We start from the raw sequence: 23,421 nt of genomic DNA, 5'->3' as shown, positions 1-23,421 counted from the left end.
GAAGGCTGCGTGCAAGAAGGGCGGGCGCGACGGTCCTAGTGCGACACCAGCGGCAGGCTCAAGGTCGCGATCGCCCCGCCGCGCGGCGCGTTCTCCAGCGCGATGCGGCCGCGGTGCAGCCCCGCGATTTCCTTCACGAAGGCCAGTCCCAGGCCGGTGCTCTTCTTCTGGCTGTGCGGCCGCGCCAGCGAGTAGAACTTCTCGAAGACCTGCTCGCGCGCGTAGTCCGGAATGCCCTGGCCGTGGTCGCGCACCGTGATGCGCGCCTCGCGCGGACCCACGTGCAGGGCCAGCGCCACCTCGGCGCCGGGCGGTGAGAAATCGATCGCGTTGTCCAGCAGGTTGCTCACCGCGCGCCGCAGCAGGAAGGGGTCGCCTTCCACCCTGGCATTGCTGTCGATGCCCACGTGCAGGCGCACCTGCCGCGCTGCCGCCGCGTTCTCGGCGCTGGCCGCCACCTCGTGCAGCAGCGGTGCGAGCGACACCGTCTCGCTGCGCTCCAGCGCGCGCTGCGTCTCCAGCGCGGTGAGCTCCATCATGCGGTCGACGATCTCCTGGATGCGCTGCGTCTCGCCGGCGATGTTGGCCAGGAAGTGGTCTCGCTCGGCCTGCGGCATCGAGGGCTCCTGCAGCAGCTCGGCCGCGCCGCGGATGGCCGAGAGCGGGCTCTTGATCTCGTGCGTGAAGGTCTGAACGTAGTCGGCCACGTAGCTGCGCCCGGTGAGGGCGTCGCGCATCTCGCGCAGTCCGCCGCGCACGGTGTCGACCGCGCGGCGCAGCATGCGCGACAGGCTCCAGCTGCGCTGCTGGCGCAGCCAGCGCCAGTAGTCCGACATCAGGCCGAAGGGCCGCACCAGCCAGACCGAGACGATGACGGTCAGCAGCAGCAAGGCCAGCGCCGAGCCCATGCCCACCCACAGCGTGCGGGCCCGCGCGTCCTGCACGAACTGGCCGAAGCTCTGCACCGGCTTGCCCACGCTGACCACGCCGACGATCTCGCTGCCCCAGCGGATGGGCGCGGCCGCATACATCACCGAGGTGAGCGGGTCGCCCGGGATGTCGCGCGTGGTGCGTGCGCCGTACTGGCCGGCCAGCGCGCGGCTCACGTCGCTCCAGCGCGCGTAGTCGGCATTGAGGTCGCGACCCGTGGAGTCGAAGATGACGCGGCCCCGCTCGTCGGTGACGTACACGCGCATCTCGACCCGCGTCTTGTGCAGGTTGTAGATCTGCGCCGAGAACTCGCGTGCATAGACCGAGCGGAACAGCGGCTCCAGCCGCTGCGTGTTGATGGCGCCGGCGATCACGTCCTGCTCCACCAGGCTGGCCATCAGCTGCGAGATCTCCATCAGCGATTCCTCGGCCGACTCGCGGTAGCGCGGGTCGATGTCGCCCACCACGCGGTACAGCAGGAAGGCGATGCCCGCGAAGTAGATCAGCAGCACGCCGATGAAGATGCGCGTGCGGCGCGAGACGGCGCCCCGGTTGCCGGCCGGCTGGCGCGCGCGCCGGGATGCGCCGGGCGGGTCGGCTTTCATTGCTGCGGCGCGGGCGGCAGGTCTTCGTTGAGCGCGTAGCCGGTGCCGCGCAGGGTGCGGATGGCCTCCACCTGCGGCGCGACTTCGCGCAGCTTGGCGCGCAGCGTCTTCACGTGGGCGTCCACCGTGCGGTCGAAGCTTTCGCTGTCGTTGTCCCACACCAGCTGCAGCAGCTCCTCGCGCGTGAACACGCGGCCCGGGCGCTGCACCATGAGGCGCAGCAGGCCGTACTCGTAGCGCGAGAGCTCGAGCAGGCGGCCGTAGTAGCGGATCTGCATGCGCTCGCTGTCCAGCGCGAAGGGCTGGCGGGTCGCGGGCGCAGCGGCCGCTGTGGTGGCGGGCGAGGGCGCGGCCACCGCCACCGCGCCGCTTCGGCGCAGGATGGTGCGCACCCGCGCCACCAGCTCGCGCGGCGAGAAGGGCTTGGCGATGTAGTCGTCCGCGCCCAGCTCCAGGCCCACCACGCGGTCGATCTCGTCGTTGCGCGCGGTCAGGAAGAGCATGGGCACGTCCGGTCCGCCGCCGGCGCGGCTGAGCGCCTGCAGGCGCTTGAACAGCTCGAAGCCGTTCATGTCGGGCAGGCCGATGTCCAGGATGACGATGGCCGGCGGCTGCGCTGCGAACTGGGCCAGCGCCTCCTGCGCGGTGGCGCACCACACGGGCACGAAGCCGTCGCTCTTGAGCACGTACTGCAGGGTGTCCGCGATGCCGGACTCGTCTTCGGCGATCAGGACGCGTTGCTGCTGGAAGGACATGGACGCGATGGTAGCGGCGAGCGCGCTGCGCATCGGCCCGGCTTCAGTCGCGGCGCAGGTAGAAGCCGTGGAAATGATCCAGCGTGCGCTCGGGATGCAGCGGGATGTGGGTGGAGTTCTGCAGGCAGGTCCAGCGGTCGACCACGCCCCAGCCGATGCCTGACAGTGCATCGACGAACTGCGCATCGTTGCGGATGCGGTAGGGGTGGATGGCCAGGCCGCTGTTCTGCAGCGTCACGAAGCTGCTGCCGCCGGTGAGCGGCAGGCGGTTGATGAACACATGCCGGGGCGCACGGCCGGCGCTGCCGAGCATCTGTTCGAGCGGCCGGTCGATGTACTGGATGGCGCCGGCGGTGAAGAGCACATCCGCGCCGTCGAGCGCTGCGTCCAGGTCGGAGCTGAAGCCCAGCTGCGGACCCAGCTCGCGCTCGCGCGCCACCTGGCGGCCGAAGTCCGCCACCTCGGGCAGCTCGCACACCTCCCACTGCAGCTGCGGCGGCAGGCTCAGGTAGGGGCCGAGCGCCATGTAAGACACGCCCACGCTGCCGCCCAGGTCGCACAGCCGCGTGAACTGCCGGCCTTCGTCCGAGGTGAACAGGCGCTCCAGCCAGAAGAGCATGGGGTAGTCGTGCGCCAGCAGCTTCTGCCGGTCCGACAGCCAGCGCCGCTGGTCCATGTCGAAGCGCGGCGGCGCTCCGTGCTGCTGCGCAAAGGCGTTGGCGGCCTCGAAGGAATCGAACACGCCCCAATGGAGATTGCGCCACTCGCGCGCGCCGAAGAAGCGCCGCCTGTGCAATGCCGCGCGCATGGGCAGCGGCAGCAGGTGGTCGGCGGCCTTGGCGGCGACGTTGCGCAGGCTCATCGCGCGTTCCTTCAGGCGTGGGTGGCCGGGCTGTCGTCGTCCAGCCCGGCCAGGTCGTCGAGGATGGGGCAGTCGGGCCGGTGGTCGCCCTGGCAGCAATGCACCAGGTGGGCCAGCGTGCGCTGCATGCCCTGCATGGCGGCGATGCGCTGCTCCAGTTCTTCGAGGTGGCTCTTCGCGATGCGTTTCACGCTGGCGCTGGTGCGGCGGCGGTTGTGCCACAGGCCCACCAGTTCGCCCACCTGCTCCATCGAGAAGCCCATGTCGCGCGAGCGCTTGATGAAGCGCAAGGTGTGCACGTCGGCCGGGCTGTACTGGCGGTAGCCGCTGTCGGTGCGGTGCACCTCGCCCAGCAGGCCCAGGCTTTCGTAGTGGCGGACCATGCGGGCCGAGATGCCCGACAGGCGCGCCGCCTCGCCGATGTTGACGGGCACCGCCGTGCTGCTCATTGCACCGTGTAGCCGGCGTCGGTGATGGCCGCCGCCAGGGCTTCGCGCGGCTGGTCGCTCTCGACCTGCACCTTGCCCTGCGCCAGCTCGACCTGCACCCTGGCTTGCGGGTCCAGCGCCTGCAAGGCTTCCTCGACGGCGCCGATGCAATGGCCGCAACTCATGCCGCCGACCTGGAATTGATGATGGATCACGATGCGCTCCTGGTAGATGGGGAAAAGTTTCGCGCATGACACCATGTCAAGGTCAAGCGGTACCCATAGAAAATCAGGGGTTGACCTTCACATGATGTGAAGGCCTAGCCTTTGATCCATGAGCAGTACCACGCCATCGTCTTCCATGAGCACCGACCTGCTGGTCGGTGGCATGACCTGCGCTTCCTGCGTGAACCGCGTGGAGCGCGCCCTGCGTCGCGTGCCGGGCGTGACCGAGGCCACGGTGAACCTGGCGACCGAGTCGGCGCGGGTCGTGGCCGCACCCGCGCCCGACCTGGACGCGCGCCTGCGCCGCGCCGTGCGCCAGGCCGGCTACGAGCCGCGCGAAGCCGCGGCCGAGGCGGCGCAGTCCTCCTCGCCCTGGGCCGGTTTCACGCCGGTGGCGGTGGGCCTGCTGCTGTCGGCGCCGCTGGTGGCGCCCATGCTGCTGGAGCCTTTCGGCGTGCACTGGATGCTGCCCGCGTGGCTGCAGTTCCTGCTGGCCGCGCCGGTGCAGTTCTGGCTGGGCGCGCGTTTTTACCGGGCCGGCTGGCATGCGCTGCGCGCCGGCACCGGCAACATGGACCTGCTGGTGGCCCTGGGCACCAGCGCGGCCTTCGGCTTGTCGCTGTGGCTGTGGTGGCGCTCTCCGGCCGGCCACACGCCGCACCTTTACTTCGAGGCGGCGGCCGTGGTCATCACGCTGATCCTGTTGGGCAAGTGGTTGGAGGCGCGCGCCAAGCGGCAGGTGACCTCGGCCATTCGCGCCCTGCAGGCGCTGCGGCCGGAGATCGCCCACCTGATCGACGCGAAGAACGGCAAGGAGAGCGACGTGCCCGTGGCCGAACTGCTGCCGGGCGACCGTCTGTCGGTGCGCGCGGGCGAGCGGGTGCCGGCCGACGGCACGGTGCTGGAGGGCCGCTCCTCGGTCGACGAATCGATGCTCACCGGCGAGCCGCTGCCTGTGGCCAAGGAAGCAGGGCAGGGCCTGACCGGCGGTTCGGTCAACGGCGAGGGCCGGCTGCTGTTGGAGGTGCGCGCCGTGGGCGCGGAGAGCGTGCTCGCGCGGATCATCCGGCTGGTGGAAGACGCGCAGGCGGCCAAGGCGCCGATCCAGCGCCTGGTCGACCGGGTGGCCGCCGTGTTCGTGCCGGTGGTGCTGGTGATCGCGTTGGCCACGCTGCTGGGCTGGCTGGCGTGGGGGTCGGACATCGAATCTGCGCTCATCCATGCGGTGGCCGTGCTCGTGATCGCCTGCCCCTGCGCCCTGGGCCTGGCGACGCCGGTGGCGGTGATGGCGGGCACCGGTGTGGCGGCGCGGCGCGGCATCCTGATCAAGGACGCACGGGCGCTGGAAGTGGCGCACAAGGTCGACTCCGTGGCCTTCGACAAGACCGGCACGCTGACCGTGGGCAAGCCCACGCTGACGCGGCTCGTCGCGCTGTCCGGCATGGGCGGGGATGAACGCGCACTGCTGGCCGCCGCAGCCGCCTTGCAGAGCGGCAGCGCACATCCGCTGGCGCGGGCGGTGCTCGATGCCGCCACCGAACAGGGCGTTGCGCCCGACGCTGCTGCGGCGCGTGAACTTCGAGCGGTCGACGGCCGCGGCATGCAGGGGCGCCTGGCCGATGGGCGGCTGTGGGCGTTGGCCAGCCTGCGCTGGTGCGAGGAACTGGGCGTGGTGATCGACCCCGCAGCGCTCCAGCCCTTGCAGGCCCAGGGCGCGACGCTGTCGGCCCTGCTGCGCTTCGACAAGGAAGACGCAGGCGGTGCAGCACGCGCCATGGCCCTGCTGGCCTTCGCCGACGAACCCAAGCCCGAGGCGGCGCGAGCGGTCGCCCGGCTGCGCGAGCGCGGCCTGCGAGTGGTGATGATCTCCGGCGACAACCGCCGTGCCGCGCAGGCCATGGCCGCGCGCGTGGGCATCGCGCCCGAGGACGTGCGTGCCGAGGTGCTGCCCGGCGACAAGGCGGCCGCCGTGCAGGCCCTGCGCGGCGAGGGCCGCGTCGTGGCCATGGTGGGCGACGGCGCCAACGACGCACCTGCGCTCGCCGCGGCCGACGTGGGCATCGCCATGGCCCACGGCACCGACGTGGCGATGGAAGCCGCCGGCATCACGCTGATGCGTGGCGACGTGTCGCTGGTGGCCGATGCCTTCGAGGTCTCGGCGCGCACGGTGGCCAAGATCCGGCAGAACCTGTTCTGGGCTTTTGCCTACAACGTGGCCGGCATCCCGCTCGCCGCCATGGGCCTGCTCAGCCCCGTGGTGGCGGGTGCGGCGATGGCGCTGTCCAGCGTGAGCGTGATGGCCAATGCGCTGCTGCTGCGGCGCTGGCGCCCTTCACAGCGCTGAGGCGGCCCAAAGAAAAGCGGCGGGCACCGTTGCCGGTCCCGCCGCTTGCATCCGCGGCCGATCGGCCGCGAACATCGCCCAACTGGCTGGCTTCAGGCCAGCGCCGGGTAGTCGATGTAGCCCTTGGCGCCGCCACCGTAGAAGGTGGTCTTGTCCCAGGCGTTGAGCGGTGCGTCCTCGCGCAGGCGGCGCACCAGGTCCGGGTTGGAGATGAAGGCCTTGCCGAAGGCCACCAGGTCGGCACCATCGGCCAGCGCCTTCTCGGCCAGCACCTTGTCGTAGCCGTTGTTCACCATCCAGGCGCCCTGGCCGCCGGCTTCGCGATACGCCGCCTTGAGGGCAGGGTAGTCGAAGGGACGCTCGGCGATCTCGCGCGGCCCGCCGGTGGCGCCCTCGATCACGTGCACGTAGGCCAGGCCCAGCGAAGCCAGTTCGCGCAGCACGTACTCGAAGAGCGGCTGCGGGTCCGTGTCGATCACGTCGTTGGCCGGCGTGACGGGCGAGAGGCGGATGCCGGTGCGGCCACCGCCCACTGCCTGCACCACGGCGCGGGTCACCTCGATCAGCAGGCGCGCGCGGTTCTCAATGCTGCCGCCGTAGGCGTCTTCGCGGTGGTTGCTGCCGGTCTTGAGGAACTGGTCCAGAAGGTAGCCGTTCGCCGCGTGGATCTCCACGCCGTCGAAGCCGGCGCTCTGCACCGCGTAGCGGGCGGCACGCTCGTAGTCGTGCACGATGCCGGGCAGCTCGGACAGCTGCAGGGCGCGTGGCGCGGAGGTGTCGACGAAGGTGGGCACGCCATCCTTGATCAGCACCGTCTTGGTCTTCGCGGTGATGGCCGAGGGAGCCACCGGCTGGCCGCCGGCGGGCTGCAGTTCGTTGTGCGATACGCGGCCCACGTGCCAGAGCTGGGTGACGATCTTGCCGCCCTGGGCGTGCACGGCATCGGTCACCCGCTTCCAGGCGAGCAGCTGCTCGGGCGCGTAGAGGCCGGGCACGTCGGCGTAGCCCTGGCCCTGGTGGCTGATGGCGGTGGCTTCGCTGATCAGCAGGCCGGCAGTGGCGCGCTGGGCGTAGTAAGTCTCGGTCATCTCCTGCGGAACCGCCTCGGGCGAGCGGTTGCGCGTGAGGGGGGCCATGACGATGCGATTGGCCAGGCGGAGGTCACCCGCCTGGACCGGGTCGAAAAGAGTGCTCATGTGGGAGTGGTGCGGTGTACGGAAAGGTTAAGGGTAAACCCTTGACCGTCACCGCGCTGTCACCTACTTTGCAAGCCCTTCGGCCTTCATGGCCGCCTGCACGCCGGGGCGGGCTGCCACGCGTTCGCGATAAGCCAGCAGGTTGGGCAGGCCGCTGATGTCCACGCCGGTGGGCTTGGCCCAGTTGGTCACGGTGAACAGGTAGCCGTCGGCGACGCCGAAGTGCTCGCCCATCAGGTACTGCTTGCCTTCCAGCTGGCCGTCAAGCCACTTCAGGCGCGAGGCGAGCTTGTCGCGGGCAATGGTCTTGTATTCGTCGGGCGTGGCCGGGTTGAACAGGGGGCTGAAGCCCTTGTGGATCTCGGTGCCGATGAAGGTCAGCCACTCCTGCAGGCGATAGCGCTGCAGCGTGCCGGCGGCCGGGGCGAGGTTCTTGGTGGGCGCCAGGTCGGCGATGTACTGCACGATGGCCGGGCCTTCGCGCAGCAGGGTGCCGTCGTCCAGTTCCAGCAGCGGCACGTAGCCCAGCGGGTTGATCGTGTAGTAGTCGGTGCCGTCCTGAAGCTTGTGGCTCTTGGTGCTGGCCAGCACGGGCTCGAAGGCCAGGCCCGCCTCGTGCAGGGCGATATGGGGTGACAGCGAGCACGCGCCGGGGGAGTAATAAAGCTTCATTCGATCTCCTGGTTGGGCTGAAGAAAAACCATGCGAATCGTAGCGGTTTCGCTGCGCGGGCTTGTCCTACGGGGCCTTGGGCGGCGCGCCGATTCGGTGCATGACCAGGCCTGCCTACGCTGTGCGCACGTGGAAATCCAAACCGGCCGCTGGGCCGCGACTCCACCCCAAAGGAGATTTTTCATGCTGAAGTACGCCATCATCTTTGCAGTCATCGCGCTCGTCGCCGGCGCGCTGGGATTCACCGGCGTGGCCGTCGCCTCGGCGGGCATCGCCAAGTTCCTGTTCGGCCTGTTCCTGGTGCTGGCCGTGATCTTCCTGGTGCTTGCCGCCCTGGGCGTAGGCGCAGTGAAGAAAGCGATCGACTGACCATGCCTCCGCTATCCACTCGCTGGTTGCGCAGCGGCGGGCGCAGCGCAGTGTCCCTGGGCTGGCCGACGCCGGCCCAGCGCGCGGTCCGCGTGCTGCAGGTCACGCGGGCGAACTGGCCGGTCGTTCCGGGCGGGCGGCGCAAGAAGCCGCGCGAGGTACTGGGCGCCGGCTCCTGCGCCCGTGCCGCGAACGACTGAGTTCGACGAGGGTTGGCGCGCGCGAGCGGGTTTGCTATGGTTTTAATAGCACTTCAGCGAGCCTTCGCAAGGCTTTTCGGCCATCGGGGTTGAGCGGGAAAGGGGCTGCGCGATTGACGCGTAGCAATTAAAATTGCGGGTTACCCCCGACCCGCAGCGCAAGCGACATTTGCGCCCCCTTTCCAATGCTGTATCCCGAAGAATTCGATGTCATCGTCGTTGGCGGTGGCCATGCCGGCACCGAGGCCGCCCTGGCCTCGGCGCGCATGGGCGCGCGCACGCTGCTCCTCACCCACAACATCGAGACCCTGGGTCAGATGAGCTGCAACCCTTCCATCGGTGGCATCGGCAAGGGCCACCTGGTGAAGGAGGTCGACGCACTGGGCGGTGCGATGGCGATTGCCACCGACGAGGCGGGCATCCAGTTCCGCATCCTCAATTCGAGCAAGGGGCCGGCCGTGCGGGCGACGCGCGCGCAAGCGGACCGTATTCTCTACAAGGCCGCCATCCGCCGCCGCCTGGAGAACCAGCCCAATCTGCAGATCTTCCAGCAGGCGGTCGATGACCTGATGGTGGAGGGCGATCGGGTGGTGGGCGCCGTCACGCAGGTGGGCCTCTCCTTCCGTGCCCGCACCGTCGTGCTGACGGCAGGCACCTTCCTCGACGGCCGCATCCATGTCGGCCTGGAAAATTACCAGGCCGGCCGCGCGGGGGATCCGCCGGCGGTGAGCCTGTCGGCGCGCCTGAAAGAGCTGAAGCTGCCGCAAGGCCGCCTGAAGACTGGCACCCCGCCGCGGCTGGACGGCCGCACCATCGATTTCTCGAAGTGCACCGAGCAGCCTGGCGACGGCGTGGCGGGCGGCGCGACGGAGCACATGCCGGTGTTCAGCTTCATGGGGCGGGCCGACATGCACCCGCAGCAGATGCCGTGCTGGATCACCCACACCAACGAGCGCACGCACGACATCATCCGCTCCGGCTTCGACCGCAGCCCGATGTTCACGGGCAAGATCGAGGGGGTCGGGCCGCGTTACTGCCCCAGCGTGGAAGACAAGATCAATCGCTTCGCGGACAAGGACAGCCACCAGATCTTCCTGGAGCCCGAGGGACTGACGACCAACGAGTACTACCCGAACGGGATCTCCACGAGCCTGCCTTTCGACATCCAGTACGCTCTGGTGCGTTCGATGCCGGGGTTGGAGAACGCGAACATCCTGCGGCCGGGCTATGCCATCGAGTACGACTACTTCGACCCGCGCGGGCTGCTCAGCAGCTTCGAGACGCGAGTGATCAAGGGCTTGTTCTTCGCTGGGCAGATCAACGGCACCACGGGCTATGAAGAGGCGGCGGCGCAGGGCCTGTTCGCCGGCATCAATGCGGCGTTGCAGTGCCGGGGGGAACAGGCCTGGCTGCCGCGCCGCGACGAGGCCTACTTGGGCGTGCTGGTCGACGACCTGATCACCAAGGGCGTGACGGAGCCCTACCGCATGTTCACCAGCCGGGCCGAGTTCCGGCTGCAGCTGCGTGAGGACAATGCGGATATGCGCCTCACCGAGATTGGCCGCAAGTTGGGCCTTGTGGACGACGCGCGCTGGGACGCCTTCTCACGCAAGCGCGACGCTGTTTCACGTGAAACAGAGCGGCTCAAATCCATTTGGGTGAATCCGCGCAACCTGCCGGCGGCTGAGTCGGAACGGGTGTTGGGCAAGGTGATCGAGCGCGAATACAACCTGGCCGACCTGCTGCGCCGCCCGGACGTGAGCTACGGCTCGCTGATGTCGTTGGACGGCGGCAAGTACGCGGCCGGGGAGGGTGCAGCTTTGGGGCCGACCGAAGTCGAGCAACTGGAAATCAGCGCCAAGTATTCCGGCTACATCAATCGCCAGCACGACGAGGTGGAGCGCTCAGCCCACTTCGAGACGCTGAAGCTGCCAGCCGAGCTGGACTACTCGCAGGTTTCGGCGCTGAGCATCGAGGCGCGACAGAAACTGAGTAAGCATCGGCCGGAAACGCTGGGCCAGGCGTCGCGCATTTCGGGAATCACGCCTGCGGCCATCTCGCTGCTGCTGATCCACCTGCGGAAGGGCGGCTACCGCGCTTTTGCTGCGCCGGCCGAGAAGACTCCAGCCGCGGCTGCCGCGGAATGAGCGCCGCCCGCGAAGCCATCCTGCGTGAGGGCGCGCAGGCGATGGGGCTCAGCCTGAGCGATGCCCAGAGCGACACCCTGCTGGCCTACGGCGAACTGATCCTGAAGTGGAACAAGGTCTACAACCTGACCGCGCTGCGCGATCCGGCGCAGGTGCTGACGCACCATCTGCTGGACAGCCTGTCCGTTGTCCCGCCGTTGCAGCGCCAATGCCCGGCAGCCACGCGCTTGCTGGACGTGGGTTCGGGTGCCGGGCTGCCAGGTGCGGTGATCGCCATCATGCGGCCGGAACTGTCCGTCACCTGCGTGGATGCGGTTGCCAAGAAGGCCGCCTTCCTGCGGCAGGTGTCGGCTGAGCTGGGCCTGCGCAACCTCAACGGCATGCACACCCGGGTGGAAAGCATGGGCGGCAGCTACGACGTCATCAGCTCCCGGGCCTTTGCCTCGCTGGCAGATTTCTTCGTCGGCTCGCGTCAGTTGCTGGCGTCCAAAGGCGTGTGGATGGCGATGAAGGGCAAGCTGCCAAGCGAAGAGATCGAGGCGCTCCCGGCGGATCTGGCTTCGGTGTTTCACGTGGAACAACTCCAGGTTCCGGGCCTGGACGCCGAACGCTGCGTCGTTTGGGCGCGAAAAAGCGCGGCCTGAACCACCGTTCCCGGGCGCCCAGCCCACCTGCGGGGGAGTGCCTCGCGTAGACTCGAAGCACTCCCTAATTTCCTGGTCCCACCATGTTCGGCATTGCTGACTACGGCGCCTTTGTGGCCGCCATCATCGTCTTTCTCATGATTCCCGGTCCGGGCAACCTGGCGCTGATCACCTCGACGGGGAAGGGCGGAATCAGGGGCGGAATGGGCGCCGCGCTGGGCCTGATCCTGGGTGACCAGTGCCTTCTGTGGGCCGCCGTCGCTGGCGTGGCCGCCTTGCTGGGTGCCTACCCGGCCGCCTTCCACGCTGTCCAGTGGCTGGGCGCCGCCTACCTGGCCTGGCTGGGCTTCAAGATGATGCGCGCCAAACCGGGTGCCGCGCCCATCCTCAACATCCGCCCCGGGCACTACCTCCGCCAGGCCTTCTTCATCACCCTGCTGAACCCCAAGGCCATCGTCTTCTACATGGCCTTTTTCCCGCTCGTCATCAGTCCGACGCAGCACCAGGGCCTGACCACCTTCGGCGTCATGGCCCTGACCATCGCTGCGCTCACCTTTGCCTATTGCCTGACCATGGTGCTGCTGACGCACTTCCTGGCCGAGCGCATCCGCGCCAATCCGAAGCTTTCGGGCGCGCTGGAAAAGCTGGCAGGTGTCTTCCTCCTGGGCTTCGGCGTCAAGCTGGCCATCTCCAACTGACAGGGGCACATGGCAAGAATCTTCTGCATCGCCAACCAGAAAGGCGGCGTCGGCAAGACCACCACCACCGTCAATCTGGCCGCGGGCCTGGCCAAGCTGGGCCAGCGTGTCCTGATGATCGACCTGGACCCGCAGGGCAACGCCACAATGGGGTCGGGCGTCGACAAACGGCAGCTCGAGGTGACGGTCTATGACGTTCTGCTGGAATCGGCCTCGGTGGCCGAAGCCCGCGTCAAGCCCGAGCGCCTCGCCGAAGGCGGCTTTGCCTACGACGTCCTGGGCGCCAACCGCGAGCTGGCGGGTGCCGAGGTCGAGATGGTCAGCCTGGACCGGCGAGAGAAGCGGCTGCGCACCGCGCTGGCCGCGGTCGGCGCCGAGTACGACTTCATCCTCATCGACTGCCCGCCCAGCCTGAGCCTGCTGACCCTCAACGGGCTGTGCGCCGCCCACGGCGTGATCGTGCCCATGCAGTGCGAGTACTTCGCACTCGAAGGCCTGACCGACCTGGTCAACACCATCAAGCAGGTGCACGCCAACCTCAACAAGAACCTGCAGATCATCGGCCTGCTGCGAGTCATGTTCGACCCGCGCATCACCCTGCAGCAGCAGGTCAGCGACCAGCTCAAGGCGCACTTCGGCGAGAAGGTGTTCGACACCGTCATCCCGCGCAACGTGCGCCTGGCCGAAGCGCCCAGCTACGGATTGCCAGGCGTGGTCTTCGATCCGCCGGCCAAGGGCAGCCAGGCCTTCGTCGCATTTGCCGAGGAAATGATCCGGAAGATGCCGCCGGCATTGCCCGCGTCGGCAGCGGCGCCGGAGCCGCCTTCCGCGCCGGAGGTTCACGCGGTGGCGGCCGAGGTTGAATCCACCGGCCCGGCTATACAGGCTGCTGGCCCGGCGGAAGCCAAGCAGGAATAGACGCCAGCCATTGCCACGCTGAGCTATCTAGCTATTGATTTCATAGCAAACGAATGAACGAAACCCAAGTCCTGCTCCTGCCCGGCTGGCAGAATAGCGGCCCCGAGCACTGGCAGAGCCGCTGGGAAGCCCGCTACGGCGACAAGCGGGTCGAGCAGCACGACTGGATGCGCCCCCTGCGCGGCGACTGGCAGATCCAGCTGGAAGAAGCGATGCTCGCGGCCGACCGCCCCGTGGTCCTGGCCGCCCACAGCCTGGGCTGCATCCTGGTCGCGTGGTGGGCGCACTACTCACGGAACACGCACAAGGTGCGTGGCGCCCTCCTGGTGGCGCCGGGCGACGTCGAGCGCGAGGACCTGCGCCAGGCCATTCCCGGCTGGGCGCCGATCGCCCGCCAGCGCCTGCCGTTCGCCGCGCATCTTGTCGCCGCCGATAACGATCCGTACTGCGAACTCGCCCGCTCGCGGCAGATGGCTGCAGACTGGGGCGCCCGCTTCACCGAACTGGGCCCGCTGGGCCACATCAACGCCGAATCCGAACTGGGTGATTGGCCCGATGGACGCCGTTGGCTGCAGGAGCTGCAGGAAACGCCAAAGAAAGACTAAGAAGACGATGGTTACGAAAAAACCCAAGGGACTGGGCCGCGGCCTGGAAGCATTGCTGGGCCCGGCCATGGGCAGCGCCGCCGCCGACAAGTCGGAGGAGGGCGCCCAGGCGGCGTCCAATCCCAGCACCCTGGCGCTGGACCGCATGGTGGCCGGCGTCTACCAGCCGCGCACGCGCATGGACGAAGGCGCGCTCTACGAGCTCGCCGAAAGCATCAAGGCGCAGGGCATCATGCAGCCCATCCTCGTGCGCCGGCTGGACGAAGAGTCGGCCCGCGCCAAGAACGCTGAGTTCGAGATCATCGCGGGCGAGCGGCGCTTCCGCGCCGCGAGGCTGGCGGGCCTGGCCGAAGTGCCGGTGCTGGTACGCGACGTGCCCAACGAAGCGGCCGCTGCGATGTCGCTCATCGAGAACATCCAGCGCGAGGACCTGAACCCGCTGGAAGAGGCGCAGGGCCTGCAGCGCCTGGTGAACGAGTTCGGCCTCACGCACGAGCAGGCCGCCCAGTCGGTGGGCCGCTCCCGCAGCGCTGCCAGCAACCTGCTGCGCCTGCTGAACCTGACTGCGCCGGCGCAGGACATGCTCATGGCCGGCGACATCGACATGGGCCATGCCCGCGCGCTGCTGTCGCTGGACAAGGCCGCGCAGATCACCGCTGCCAACCAGATCGCCGCGCGCAAGCTGTCGGTGCGCGAGGCCGAGGCGCTGGTCAAGCGCCTGTCGGCCGAGTTCAGCCTGACCGCCTCCCCGCGTGCCGCCCGAGGCGCCGGCGAGAAGTCCCGCGACCTGCTGCGCGTCGAGGAAGAACTGGCCGACCTGCTCACCTCCGAGGTCGAGGTCCGCGTCAAGAAGCGAAGCCGCCGCAACGGCAAGGTGGAGGAGAGCGGCGAGCTGGCCATCCACTTCGGATCGATCGACGCGCTCAACGGCCTGATCGAGCGAATCCGCCGAACGGCCTAGCGCCACAAGCCGGCGCCGCCTGGGCGCATGGGCGATAGGCGGCCGTCCGGCCGGCCGCTACCCTTCCCGAGGTTCTTGTAATACCAACGACTTCGTTTTGGAGGGGCTCCACATGCCTTCGTTCGCCAGACTGCCGCTCGCCGCGGCCGCCGGTGCCGCCCTGGTTCTGCTGGGCGGCTGCAACACCACCGACATGCAGATGGGCAGCGCTTCGGCCAAGACCATGGCCACCGGCAGTGCGGCGGGAGAGGCCACCGACAACGCCAGCACGCAGCTGGAGCGCTGCGCCTCGCCGATGGGCACGGTCTCGCTGGTGGAAAACCAGAGCGCCGGCTGGTACACCATCCTGCGCAACGAATACAAGCTGCCGCCCACCTCCAACCTGCTGCGCCTTCTGATCCAGCAGTCCAACTGCTTCGTCGTCGTGGAACGCGGCGCCGCCGGCATGAACGCGATGAGCCGCGAGCGCCAGCTGATGGCATCGGGCGAGATGCGCCAGGGCAGCAACTTCGGCGCCGGACAGATGGTGGCCTCGGACTACGGGATGTCGCCCGAGATCGTGTTCAACAACAGCAACGCGGGCGGGGCAGGCGCGGCCCTCGGTGGGCTTGTGGGCGGGCGCTACAGCGGCGTGCTCTCGGCCGTGGGCGGCAACATGCAGACCAAGGAGGCGGCAGCGATGCTCACGCTGATCGACAACCGCTCCGGCGTGCAGGTGGCGGCGTCGGAAGGCAGCGCTTCCAAGACCGACTTCGGCGCCTTCGGAGCCGCCTTCGGCGGCAGCGCGGCCGGCGGCATCGGCGGCTACACCAACACGGCGCAGGGCAAGGTGATTGCCGCGGCCTTCATGGATGCCTACAACCAGATGGTCCGATCGCTGCGTCAGTACAAGGCGCAGACGGTGCAGGGGCAGGGGCTGGGCGGTGGTGGCCGCCTGACGGTGGACGGCTCCGCGCCGCCGCAGCAGACCTCGGCACCGGGCGCCGCGCCGGCCAAGCGCAGCAGCACCGGCAGCTCCGGCGGCACAACCAAGAAGTAGCCGCGCGGCTTGCGCGGGATCGAATCAAGTCGCCGCGCCGCCCTGTCCGGGTCCAATCTTCCACGGCGCCCGACCAGGGCGCGCCGGTCACGCGCCCAGGACTTCGCGCGGATCAGAGTGCGAAGATCTTCCCCGGATTCATGATGTTCTTCGGATCGAGCGCGCGCTTGATGGTGCGCATCATGTCCACCGCGCCGGCGCCGGCCTCGTCCACCAGGAAGCCCATCTTGTGCAGGCCCACGCCGTGCTCGCCGGTGCAGGTGCCTTCCAGCGCCAGGGCACGCGACACGAGTGCGTGGTTCAGCTGCTCGGCCTTCACCCGCTCTTCCGGCGCGTTGGGGTCCAGCAGGTAGCCGAAGTGGAAGTTGCCGTCGCCCACGTGGCCCACCAGGAAGTAGGGGATGCCGCTGTCGTCGGCTTCCTTCACCGAATCGAGCAGGCAGTCGGCCAGGCGCGAGATCGGCACGCAGGTGTCGGTGGAGATCACCCGGCAGCCCGGGCGCGACTGCACCGCCGCGAAGTAGGCGTTGTGCCGCGCCGTCCACAGGCGCGTGCGCTCTTCCGGCGTGCTGGCCCATTCGAAGGCCTTGCCGCCGTGCTCGCTGGCCAGTTCCTGCACCGTCTCGGCCTGCTCCTTCACGCCGGCCGGGGAGCCGTGAAACTCCATCAGCAACATGGGTTCCTCGCGAAGGCCCAACTTGGAATGCGCGTTGACCATGCGCACCGTGTGCTGGTCGATCAGTTCCACGCGCGCGATCGGAACGCCCAGCTGGATGATCTGGATGGTGGTGCGCACCGCGTCCTCGATGCTCGGGAAGGAGCAGATCGCGGCCGACACCGCCTCGGGCAGCGGGTAGATGCGCAGCGTGATCTCGGTGATCACGCCCAGCGTGCCCTCGCTGCCCACGAAGAGGCGCGTGAGGTCGTAGCCGGCCGATGACTTCTTCGCGCGCGTGCCCGTGCGGATGACCTCGCCACTGGCCGTCACCACTTCGAGCGCCAGCACGTTCTCGCGCATGGTGCCGTAGCGCACCGCGTTCGTGCCGCTGGCGCGGGTGGCGGTCATGCCGCCGATGGAGGCGTCGGCGCCCGGGTCGATGGGAAAGAACAGGCCCGTGCTCTTGATCTCGTCGTTGAGCTGCTTGCGCGTCACGCCCGGCCGCACCGTCACCGTGAGGTCGTCGGCGTTGACCGAGACCACCGTGTTCATGCGCGACACGTCGATGCTGATGCCGCCCTGCACCGCCAGCAGGTGGCCTTCCAGCGAGGATCCCACGCCGAAGGGAATGACCGGCACCGCGTGCTCGCTGGCCAGCTTCACCGCATCGGCCACGTCCTGCGTGCTTTCTGCAAAGACGACCGCGGCGGGCGGCGGCACATCGAAGGAGGACTCGTCGCGCCCGTGCTGCGCGCGCACCGCCATCGCGGTGGACATCCGGGCGCCGAAGCGCGCCTGCAGCGCCTCGATCAGCGCCTGCGGCACCTCGCGCTGATGGAATTCGGGCACCAGGTGCGTGACGGCGGTGGGGGCGTTCATCGTGCTGTCTCCAGTAGGGGGGCGCGGCGGTTCGGCGCAATCTTTCATTCTACGAAGGGGGAGGGCCCGGCGCAGTCGCCCAAACCCTTTGTGGACGGCAGGGACTGGACAGCCAGAACAATCCAGCTAAAATAGTTTAGGACTGAATCATTTAACCGCTAACAAACTGTCCGACGCTCCCGGGCGCCGTGCATCTGGAGATACTCGATGAACATCGTCTGCATTGGCGGCGGCCCGTCCGGACTGTATTTCGCCCTGTTGATGAAGCAGCAGGACCCGTCCAACCAGGTCACCGTGGTGGAGCGCAACCGCCCCTACGACACCTTCGGCTGGGGCGTGGTCTTCTCCGACCAGACGCTGGGCAACCTGCAGCAGGCCGACCCGGTGAGCGCCGGCCAGATCCTGGACGCCTTCAACCACTGGGACGACATCGAGGTCAACATCCGCGGCCACAAGATGACCTCGGGCGGCCACGGCTTCTGCGGCATCGGCCGCAAGCGCCTGCTCAACATCCTGCAGAGGCGCTGCGAGGACGTGGGCGTGAAGCTGGTCTTCGAGACCGACGTGCAGGACGACACCGTCTACGCCGACGCCGACCTGATCATCGCCAGCGACGGCCTGAACAGCCGCGTGCGCACCAAGTACGCCGACAGCTACCAGCCCGACATCGACATGCGCGACTGCCGCTTCGTCTGGCTGGGCACCACCAAGCTCTTCGACGCCTTCACCTTCGCCTTCGAGGAAACCGAGCACGGCTGGTTCCAGGCCCATGCCTACCGCTTCGACGACACGCACTCCACCTTCATCGTGGAAACGCCGCAGGCCGTGTGGGAGCGCGCCGGCCTGGACAAGATGGAGAAGGAAGACGCCATCGCCTTCTGCGAGGAGCTCTTCGCCAAGTACCTGGACGGCAACCCGCTCGTCTCCAACGCCACGCACCTGCGCGGCTCGGCGCAGTGGATCCGCTTCCCGCGCGTGGTCTGCAAGCGCTGGGTGCATCACGACGGCAACGCGCCGGTGGTGCTGATGGGCGACGCGGCGCACACGGCGCACTTCTCCATCGGCTCGGGCACCAAGCTCGCGCTGGAAGACGCCATCGAGCTGGCCCGCTGCATCGGCAAGACGCCCGGCGATCTCCAGCAGGCCCTGCAGCACTATGAGGAAGTGCGCAGCGTGGAAGTGCTGCGCATCCAGAACGCGGCGCGCAACTCCACCGAGTGGTTCGAGCATGTGGACCGCTACGTCAACCTGCCGCCCGAGCAGTTCGCCTATTCGCTGCTCACGCGCAGCCAGCGCATCAGCCACGAGAACCTGCGCCTGCGCGACAAGCACTACGTGGAAGACTTCGAGGACTGGCTGGCCGGGCGCGCCGGCACGCAGCGCGGCAGCACGCAGCAGGCGGTGCCGCCCATGTTCACGCCCTTCCGGCTCCGCGGCGTCACGCTGAAGAACCGCGTGGTGGTCTCGCCGATGGCGCAGTACTCCTGCGAGGACGGCCTGCCCGCCGACTACCACCTGGTGCACCTGGGCGCACGCGCCATGGGCGGCGCCGGCCTGGTGATGGCCGAGATGACCTGCACCTCGCCCGATGCCCGCATCACCCCCGGCTGCCCGGGCCTGTGGAACGAGGCGCAGCGCGACGGCTGGAAGCGCATCGTCGACTTCGTGCACGACAACAGCGACGCGAAGATCGGCATGCAGATCGGCCACGCCGGCGCCAAGGGCTCGACGCGCCTGGCCTGGGACGGCATCGACCAGCCGCTGCCATCGGACAACTGGCCGCTGCTCTCGGCCTCGCCGCAGCAGTACCTGGACGGCGTGAGCGACTGGTCGCATGCGATGACGCGCGAAGACATGGTCCGCGTGCGCGACGACTTCGTGCGCTCCACCCGCTACGCGGCGCAGGCCGGCTTCGACTGGCTGGAGCTGCACTGCGCGCACGGCTACCTGCTGTCCTCTTTCATCTCGCCGCTCACCAACCGCCGCACCGACGAATACGGCGGCTCGCTGGCCAACCGCCTGCGCTATCCGCTGGAGGTGTTCCACGCGGTGCGCGAGGCCTGGCCGCAGGACCTGCCGATGTCGGTGCGCATCTCGGCGCACGACTGGGTCGAAGGCGGCATCACGCCAGACGACGCGGTGGAAATCGCGCGCATCTTCAAGGAAGCCGGCGCCGACCTCATCGACTGCTCCTCGGGCCAGGTGAGCAAGAAGGAACAGCCCGTCTTCGGCCGCATGTTCCAGACGCCCTTTGCCGACCGCGTGCGCAACGAGGCTGGCATTCCCACCATCGCGGTGGGCGCCATCTCCGAGGCCGACCATGTGAACAGCATCATCGCCGCCGGCCGTGCCGACCTGTGCGCCGTGGCCCGTCCGCACCTGGCCAACCCGGCCTGGACGCTGATGGAATCGGCCAAGATCGGTTTCCCCGACGTCGCCTGGCCCAAGCAGTACCGTGCGGCCAAGATGCAGCTGGAGCGCAACCTGGAGCGCGAGCGTGCCATCGCGTCGCAGGCCGCCGGTGCATCGCCGCTGGAGCAGGCCAACCGCGCGATGGGTGTCTGAGGACCCAATCGACAAGGACAGGCAAAACCATGAAACAGAACGATCCTTCACACGAGCTGCTGAGCGAGGCGCAGGAGCTCGGCCACGAGGGCCGCGCCCACAGCGGCGACCATGCGGCCCTCAAGCTGTGGCTGCGCATGCTGGCCACCACCACGCAGATCGAGTCGGAGATCCGCCGGCGCCTGCGCGACCAGTTCGACATCTCGCTGGCCCGCTTCGACTACATGGCGCAGCTCTACCGCCAACGCGATGGCATGAAGATGCGCGCGCTGTCCAAGTACCTGATGGTGACCGGCGGCAACGTCACCGGCCTCACCGACGAACTCTCGCGCGAAGGCCTGGTGGCCCGCGAGAGCAGCCCCACCGACCGCCGCGCCTGGATCGTGCGCCTCACGCCCAAGGGCCGGCGCCTGTTCGAGACCATGGCTGCGGAGCACGAGCGGTGGATCCTCGAGCTCTTCGCCAGCATGGACGAGAAGGCGATGAACGAAGTGCATGCGCACCTGGGTGAGCTTCGCGTTCGCCTGATGCAACAGGACCAAGCGACGCAGGACAAGGAATGAGCAACAACAACACCGACACCACCACGCCGCGCGTGGACCCGGGCCTGGCGGCCGGCAACTTCAAGACCGTGGCCGGCTACCAGCCGACGCACTTCGCCCTGCAGGTCGAAGGCGGCGTGGCCACCATCACGCTCAACCGCCCCGAGCGCAAGAACCCGCTGACCTTCGAGTCGTACGCTGAACTGCGCGACTTCTTCGGCCAGCTGAAGTACGCGAGCGACGTGAAGGCGGTGGTCGTCACCGGCGCCGGCGGCAACTTCTGCTCCGGCGGCGACGTGCACGAGATCATCGGCCCGCTGGTGCGCCTGAAGGCGCCCGAGCTGCTGGCCTTCACCCGCATGACCGGCGACCTGGTGAAGGCGATGCGTGCCTGCCCGCAGCCCATCATCGCTGCGGTGGACGGCGTGTGCGCCGGCGCCGGCGCCATCGTGGCCATGTCCTCCGACCTGCGCGTGGGCACCGCGCGCAGCAAGACGGCCTTCCTGTTCAACCGCGTGGGCCTGGCCGGCTGCGACATGGGCGCCTGCGCCATCCTGCCGCGCATCATCGGCCAGGGGCGTGCGAGCGAGCTGCTCTACACCGGCCGCGCCATGGGCGGCGAAGAGGGCGAGCGCTGGGGCTTCTACAACCGCATCGTGGCGTCCGAGGAGCTGCTGGCCAACGCGCAGGCCTGGGCCGCCGAACTGGCGCAGGGCCCGACCTTCGCCAACGGCATCACCAAGACCATGCTCCACCAGGAGTGGGCCATGACCATCGAGCAGGCCATCGAGGCCGAGGCGCAGGCGCAGGCCATCTGCATGCTCACCGAGGACTTCTCGCGGGCCTACCACGCCTTCGTGGCCAAGCAGAAGCCCCAATTCGAAGGGAACTGAAGCCATGAGCGACACCCAATACCTGGACTGGCCCTTCTTCGAGGAGCGCCACCGCACGCTGGCGCGCGAACTCGATGCCTGGGCGAAGGACAACGTGCCGCACGACCACGGCCCCGACGTGGATGCCGAATGCAAGTCGCTGGTGAAGAAGCTGGGGCAGGGTGGATGGTTGAAGCACGCGGTGGGCGATCGCCTGGACACGCGCGCCATCTGCATCATCCGTGAAACCCTTGGGCGCCATTCCGGCCTGGCCGACTTCGCCTTCGCGATGCAGGGATTGGGCTCGGGCGCCATCAGCCTGGCCGGCACGCCCGAGCAGCGCGAGCGCTACCTGCCGCGCGTGACGCGCGGCGAGGCGATCAGCGCCTTCGCGCTTTCCGAACCCGAGGCCGGCTCCGATGTCGCCGCCATGCAGTGCAGCGCGAAGGTCGAGGGCGAGCACGTGGTGCTCAACGGCGAGAAGACCTGGATCTCCAACGGCGGCATCGCCGACTTCTACGTGGTGTTCGCGCGCAGCGGCGAGGCGCCGGGCGCGCGCGGCATCTCGGCCTTCATCGTCGACGCCGGCACGCCGGGCTTCGAGATCGCCGAGCGCATCAACGTAATCGCGCCGCATCCGCTGGCGCGCCTGCGCTTTTCCAACTGCCGCATTCCGCTCACGCAGCGCGTGGGCGCGGCGGGCGAGGGCTTCAAGGTGGCGATGCGCACGCTGGACGTGTTCCGCACTTCCGTCGCCGCCGCGGCGCTGGGCTTCGCGCGCTGCGCGATGGACGCCGCGATGGAGCGCGCCACCACGCGCAAGATGTTCAACCAGACGCTGGCCGACTTCCAGATCACGCAGACCAAGCTGGCGCAGATGGCCCTGACCATCGACTCGTCCGCGCTGCTCGTCTACCGCGCTGCCTGGCAGCGCGACCAGGGCCGCAACGTCACGCGCGAAGCCGCCATGGCCAAGCTGGCCGCCACCGAAGGCGCGCAGCAGGTCATCGATGCGGCCGTGCAGATGTTCGGCGGCCTGGGCGTGGTGAGCGAGCAGACCGTGGAACGCCTGTACCGCGAGATCCGCTCGCTGCGCATCTACGAAGGCGCCACCGAGGTGCAGCAACTCATCATCGCCCGCGAGATGCTCAAGGCGCACGCGCCGGCCTCGCACTGATCCAGCAAGACAAGACAAGACAAGACAAGACAAGGAGACCCCGAAATGCAAGTGCTTCTTCCCGAGGGCTGGCCGCGCCCCAAGGGCTATTCCAACGGCGTCAAGGCGCGTGGCACGCAGGTGTTCATCGCCGGCATGATCGGCTGGGACGCGCAGTGCGTGTTCCACAGCGACGACTTCGGCGCGCAGGCGCGCCAGGCGCTGCAGAACATCGCCGACGTGCTGCGCGAAGCCGGCGGCAAGCCCGAGCACATCGTGCGCATGACCTGGTACGTGACCGACAAGCGCGAGTACCTCGCCGCCGGCCGCGAGGTGGGCCAGGCCTTCCGCGAGATCATCGGCAGCTACAACGCGGCCATGACCGCGGTGGAAGTGAAGGCGCTGATCGAGGACCGGGCCAAGGTGGAGATCGAGGCGACGGCGGTCCTGCCGGACTGACGGGCTTCTTCGGCGGCGCACAATGCGGCTCCTGAAGAAGGAGCAAATGCAAATGGGCAACCGCCTCACCCAGATCGCCACCCGCACCGGCGACGACGGCAGCACCGGCCTCGGGGACACCACCCGGGTGCCCAAGAACCACCTGCGCGTCGCCGCCATGGGCGACGTGGACGAACTGAATTCGCACATCGGCCTGCTGCTGTGCGAGAGCATGCCCGACGCGGTGCGCGAACTGCTGGTGGATGTGCAGCACCAGCTCTTCAACCTCGGCGGCGAGCTCTCGATGCCGGGCTACACGCTGCTCAAGCCCGAGGCGCTGCTGCAGCTGGACAACGCGCTGGCCGAGCACAACGCCACGCTGCCGCGCCTGGCGGAATTCATCCTGCCCGCCGGTACGCGCGCCGCTTCGCAGGCGCATGTGTGCCGCACCGTGGCGCGCCGCGCCGAGCGCGTGGTGGTGGCGCTGGGCGCCACCGATGCCGTGAACGACACGCCGCGCCGCTACCTCAACCGGCTCAGCGACCTGATGTTCGTGCTGGCGCGCGTGCTCAACCGCATCGATGGCGGCGACGACGTGTACTGGAAGAGCGAGCGCATGGCGCGCCAGCAGCAGGAATCCTGATCCGGCGACCCCGGCCTACGCCATCCGCGGCCCTGGCTGGCTAAGATGAAGGCCGCATCTCATCACGAGGT

Annotated in this window: 24 protein-coding genes; 16 read left to right on the top strand and 8 right to left on the bottom strand. The window is 68.6% G+C overall.

The features are described 5' to 3' along the window. Positions 1-35: 35 nt before the first annotated feature. Genes creC through BM345_RS07970 form a run of 5 tightly spaced genes read right to left on the bottom strand, consistent with a single transcriptional unit; the run spans position 36 to position 3,792 of the window. Positions 36-1,535, bottom strand: coding sequence for a two-component system sensor histidine kinase CreC (creC, locus tag BM345_RS07990; RefSeq protein WP_093377635.1), 1,500 nt, complete (start codon positions 1,533-1,535; stop codon positions 36-38). Continuing rightward, on the bottom strand, positions 1,532-2,290 hold the full coding sequence (gene creB, locus BM345_RS07985; protein ID WP_093378372.1) for a two-component system response regulator CreB: 759 nt from the start codon (positions 2,288-2,290) through the stop codon (positions 1,532-1,534). Before creB ends, creC begins: the two co-directional genes overlap by 4 nt. 43 nt (positions 2,291-2,333) lie before the next feature. Next, entirely contained in the window at positions 2,334-3,152 is an 819-nt protein-coding gene (locus BM345_RS07980; RefSeq protein WP_093377633.1) for a methyltransferase, TIGR04325 family, read from the bottom strand. Between the two features lie 11 nt (positions 3,153-3,163). After that, on the bottom strand, positions 3,164-3,601 hold the full coding sequence (cueR, locus tag BM345_RS07975) for a Cu(I)-responsive transcriptional regulator (protein WP_093377630.1): 438 nt from the start codon (positions 3,599-3,601) through the stop codon (positions 3,164-3,166). Next, complete coding sequence (locus BM345_RS07970; protein ID WP_093378370.1) at positions 3,598-3,792, bottom strand: heavy-metal-associated domain-containing protein; 195 nt, start codon at positions 3,790-3,792, stop codon at positions 3,598-3,600. Before BM345_RS07970 ends, cueR begins: the two co-directional genes overlap by 4 nt. A gap of 148 nt (positions 3,793-3,940) precedes the next feature. Here BM345_RS07970 and BM345_RS07965 point away from each other — a divergent pair, with 148 nt between their 5' ends. Continuing rightward, positions 3,941-6,148, top strand: coding sequence for a heavy metal translocating P-type ATPase (locus BM345_RS07965; protein WP_302847500.1), 2,208 nt, complete (start codon positions 3,941-3,943; stop codon positions 6,146-6,148). Positions 6,149-6,240: 92 nt separating this feature from the next. Here the strand turns inward: BM345_RS07965 and BM345_RS07960 are convergent, their stop codons facing one another. Continuing rightward, the gene (locus BM345_RS07960) at positions 6,241-7,344 is read right to left on the bottom strand and encodes an alkene reductase (protein WP_093377625.1); all 1,104 of its coding nucleotides are present in this window, start codon (positions 7,342-7,344) and stop codon (positions 6,241-6,243) included. 63 nt (positions 7,345-7,407) lie between these two features. Further along, on the bottom strand, positions 7,408-8,016 hold the full coding sequence (gstA, locus tag BM345_RS07955; protein WP_093377623.1) for a glutathione transferase GstA: 609 nt from the start codon (positions 8,014-8,016) through the stop codon (positions 7,408-7,410). Between the two features lie 183 nt (positions 8,017-8,199). Between gstA and BM345_RS07950 the strand changes: the two genes are divergently transcribed. The 9 genes from BM345_RS07950 (at position 8,200) to BM345_RS07910 (ending at position 15,597) form a co-directional block, all read left to right on the top strand. Next, the gene (locus BM345_RS07950) at positions 8,200-8,385 is read left to right on the top strand and encodes a DUF1328 domain-containing protein (protein WP_093377620.1); all 186 of its coding nucleotides are present in this window, start codon (positions 8,200-8,202) and stop codon (positions 8,383-8,385) included. A gap of 2 nt (positions 8,386-8,387) precedes the next feature. Next, positions 8,388-8,585, top strand: coding sequence for a hypothetical protein (locus BM345_RS07945; protein WP_093377618.1), 198 nt, complete (start codon positions 8,388-8,390; stop codon positions 8,583-8,585). Positions 8,586-8,770: 185 nt separating this feature from the next. Continuing rightward, entirely contained in the window at positions 8,771-10,732 is a 1,962-nt protein-coding gene (gene mnmG / locus BM345_RS07940) for a tRNA uridine-5-carboxymethylaminomethyl(34) synthesis enzyme MnmG (protein WP_093377615.1), read from the top strand. Next, entirely contained in the window at positions 10,729-11,376 is a 648-nt protein-coding gene (gene rsmG, locus BM345_RS07935; RefSeq protein WP_093377613.1) for a 16S rRNA (guanine(527)-N(7))-methyltransferase RsmG, read from the top strand. Before mnmG ends, rsmG begins: the two co-directional genes overlap by 4 nt. 83 nt (positions 11,377-11,459) lie before the next feature. Beyond that, the gene (locus BM345_RS07930) at positions 11,460-12,074 is read left to right on the top strand and encodes a LysE family transporter (protein WP_093377610.1); all 615 of its coding nucleotides are present in this window, start codon (positions 11,460-11,462) and stop codon (positions 12,072-12,074) included. 9 nt (positions 12,075-12,083) lie between these two features. Beyond that, the gene (locus BM345_RS07925) at positions 12,084-12,992 is read left to right on the top strand and encodes a ParA family protein (protein ID WP_093377608.1); all 909 of its coding nucleotides are present in this window, start codon (positions 12,084-12,086) and stop codon (positions 12,990-12,992) included. Between the two features lie 53 nt (positions 12,993-13,045). Then, on the top strand, positions 13,046-13,597 hold the full coding sequence (locus BM345_RS07920) for an RBBP9/YdeN family alpha/beta hydrolase (RefSeq protein ID WP_093377605.1): 552 nt from the start codon (positions 13,046-13,048) through the stop codon (positions 13,595-13,597). Positions 13,598-13,604: 7 nt separating this feature from the next. Then, positions 13,605-14,558 carry a ParB/RepB/Spo0J family partition protein gene (locus BM345_RS07915; protein WP_093377603.1) on the top strand — a complete coding sequence of 318 codons (954 nt, stop codon included), beginning with the start codon at positions 13,605-13,607 and terminating at the stop codon, positions 14,556-14,558. 112 nt (positions 14,559-14,670) lie between these two features. Continuing rightward, positions 14,671-15,597: a CsgG/HfaB family protein gene (locus BM345_RS07910; RefSeq protein ID WP_093377600.1), complete on the top strand. Its 927-nt coding sequence runs from the start codon at positions 14,671-14,673 to the stop codon at positions 15,595-15,597. A 112-nt stretch (positions 15,598-15,709) separates the two neighbouring features. Here the strand turns inward: BM345_RS07910 and BM345_RS07905 are convergent, their stop codons facing one another. Further along, positions 15,710-17,134: an FAD-binding oxidoreductase gene (locus tag BM345_RS07905; RefSeq protein ID WP_093377598.1), complete on the bottom strand. Its 1,425-nt coding sequence runs from the start codon at positions 17,132-17,134 to the stop codon at positions 15,710-15,712. A gap of 207 nt (positions 17,135-17,341) precedes the next feature. Here BM345_RS07905 and BM345_RS07900 point away from each other — a divergent pair, with 207 nt between their 5' ends. The 6 genes from BM345_RS07900 to BM345_RS07875 are packed head-to-tail and all read left to right on the top strand — an operon-like array spanning position 17,342 to position 23,350. Beyond that, positions 17,342-19,699 carry a bifunctional salicylyl-CoA 5-hydroxylase/oxidoreductase gene (locus tag BM345_RS07900; protein ID WP_093377595.1) on the top strand — a complete coding sequence of 786 codons (2,358 nt, stop codon included), beginning with the start codon at positions 17,342-17,344 and terminating at the stop codon, positions 19,697-19,699. 29 nt (positions 19,700-19,728) lie between these two features. Continuing rightward, entirely contained in the window at positions 19,729-20,262 is a 534-nt protein-coding gene (locus BM345_RS07895) for a MarR family winged helix-turn-helix transcriptional regulator (RefSeq protein ID WP_093377593.1), read from the top strand. After that, on the top strand, positions 20,259-21,134 hold the full coding sequence (locus BM345_RS07890) for an enoyl-CoA hydratase family protein (protein ID WP_093377590.1): 876 nt from the start codon (positions 20,259-20,261) through the stop codon (positions 21,132-21,134). Before BM345_RS07895 ends, BM345_RS07890 begins: the two co-directional genes overlap by 4 nt. A gap of 4 nt (positions 21,135-21,138) precedes the next feature. Beyond that, positions 21,139-22,290, top strand: a complete 1,152-nt coding sequence (locus tag BM345_RS07885; protein WP_093377588.1) for an acyl-CoA dehydrogenase family protein — start codon at positions 21,139-21,141, stop codon at positions 22,288-22,290. Between the two features lie 45 nt (positions 22,291-22,335). Beyond that, positions 22,336-22,728 (top strand): RidA family protein, encoded by a 393-nt coding sequence (locus BM345_RS07880; protein ID WP_093377585.1) that lies wholly within the window; start codon positions 22,336-22,338, stop codon positions 22,726-22,728. A gap of 52 nt (positions 22,729-22,780) precedes the next feature. After that, the gene (locus BM345_RS07875) at positions 22,781-23,350 is read left to right on the top strand and encodes a cob(I)yrinic acid a,c-diamide adenosyltransferase (RefSeq protein WP_093377583.1); all 570 of its coding nucleotides are present in this window, start codon (positions 22,781-22,783) and stop codon (positions 23,348-23,350) included. The last annotated feature ends 71 nt before the right edge of the window (positions 23,351-23,421 follow it).

The organism is Variovorax sp. OV329 (assembly GCF_900114785.1).
Lineage (GTDB): Bacteria > Pseudomonadota > Gammaproteobacteria > Burkholderiales > Burkholderiaceae_C > Variovorax.
This window is presented reverse-complemented; position numbering and strand designations above follow the sequence as displayed.

What these genes read in the sequence shown, in the direction of transcription:
- mnmG (WP_093377615.1), top strand. Translation starts at nt 8,771, where the DNA reads ATGCTGTATCCCGAAGAATTCGATGTCATCGTCGTTGGCGGTGGCCAT.
- rsmG (WP_093377613.1), top strand. Translation starts at nt 10,729, where the DNA reads ATGAGCGCCGCCCGCGAAGCCATCCTGCGTGAGGGCGCGCAGGCGATG.
- BM345_RS07945 (WP_093377618.1), top strand. Translation starts at nt 8,388, where the DNA reads ATGCCTCCGCTATCCACTCGCTGGTTGCGCAGCGGCGGGCGCAGCGCA.
- BM345_RS07920 (WP_093377605.1), top strand. Translation starts at nt 13,046, where the DNA reads ATGAACGAAACCCAAGTCCTGCTCCTGCCCGGCTGGCAGAATAGCGGC.
- BM345_RS07965 (WP_302847500.1), top strand. Translation starts at nt 3,941, where the DNA reads ATGAGCACCGACCTGCTGGTCGGTGGCATGACCTGCGCTTCCTGCGTG.
- gstA (WP_093377623.1), bottom strand. Translation starts at nt 8,016, where the DNA reads ATGAAGCTTTATTACTCCCCCGGCGCGTGCTCGCTGTCACCCCATATC.
- BM345_RS07950 (WP_093377620.1), top strand. Translation starts at nt 8,200, where the DNA reads ATGCTGAAGTACGCCATCATCTTTGCAGTCATCGCGCTCGTCGCCGGC.
- BM345_RS07900 (WP_093377595.1), top strand. Translation starts at nt 17,342, where the DNA reads ATGAACATCGTCTGCATTGGCGGCGGCCCGTCCGGACTGTATTTCGCC.
- BM345_RS07930 (WP_093377610.1), top strand. Translation starts at nt 11,460, where the DNA reads ATGTTCGGCATTGCTGACTACGGCGCCTTTGTGGCCGCCATCATCGTC.
- creC (WP_093377635.1), bottom strand. Translation starts at nt 1,535, where the DNA reads ATGAAAGCCGACCCGCCCGGCGCATCCCGGCGCGCGCGCCAGCCGGCC.
- BM345_RS07960 (WP_093377625.1), bottom strand. Translation starts at nt 7,344, where the DNA reads ATGAGCACTCTTTTCGACCCGGTCCAGGCGGGTGACCTCCGCCTGGCC.
- BM345_RS07895 (WP_093377593.1), top strand. Translation starts at nt 19,729, where the DNA reads ATGAAACAGAACGATCCTTCACACGAGCTGCTGAGCGAGGCGCAGGAG.
- creB (WP_093378372.1), bottom strand. Translation starts at nt 2,290, where the DNA reads ATGTCCTTCCAGCAGCAACGCGTCCTGATCGCCGAAGACGAGTCCGGC.
- BM345_RS07875 (WP_093377583.1), top strand. Translation starts at nt 22,781, where the DNA reads ATGGGCAACCGCCTCACCCAGATCGCCACCCGCACCGGCGACGACGGC.
- BM345_RS07890 (WP_093377590.1), top strand. Translation starts at nt 20,259, where the DNA reads ATGAGCAACAACAACACCGACACCACCACGCCGCGCGTGGACCCGGGC.
- BM345_RS07980 (WP_093377633.1), bottom strand. Translation starts at nt 3,152, where the DNA reads ATGAGCCTGCGCAACGTCGCCGCCAAGGCCGCCGACCACCTGCTGCCG.
- cueR (WP_093377630.1), bottom strand. Translation starts at nt 3,601, where the DNA reads ATGAGCAGCACGGCGGTGCCCGTCAACATCGGCGAGGCGGCGCGCCTG.
- BM345_RS07905 (WP_093377598.1), bottom strand. Translation starts at nt 17,134, where the DNA reads ATGAACGCCCCCACCGCCGTCACGCACCTGGTGCCCGAATTCCATCAG.
- BM345_RS07885 (WP_093377588.1), top strand. Translation starts at nt 21,139, where the DNA reads ATGAGCGACACCCAATACCTGGACTGGCCCTTCTTCGAGGAGCGCCAC.
- BM345_RS07910 (WP_093377600.1), top strand. Translation starts at nt 14,671, where the DNA reads ATGCCTTCGTTCGCCAGACTGCCGCTCGCCGCGGCCGCCGGTGCCGCC.
- BM345_RS07925 (WP_093377608.1), top strand. Translation starts at nt 12,084, where the DNA reads ATGGCAAGAATCTTCTGCATCGCCAACCAGAAAGGCGGCGTCGGCAAG.
- BM345_RS07915 (WP_093377603.1), top strand. Translation starts at nt 13,605, where the DNA reads ATGGTTACGAAAAAACCCAAGGGACTGGGCCGCGGCCTGGAAGCATTG.
- BM345_RS07880 (WP_093377585.1), top strand. Translation starts at nt 22,336, where the DNA reads ATGCAAGTGCTTCTTCCCGAGGGCTGGCCGCGCCCCAAGGGCTATTCC.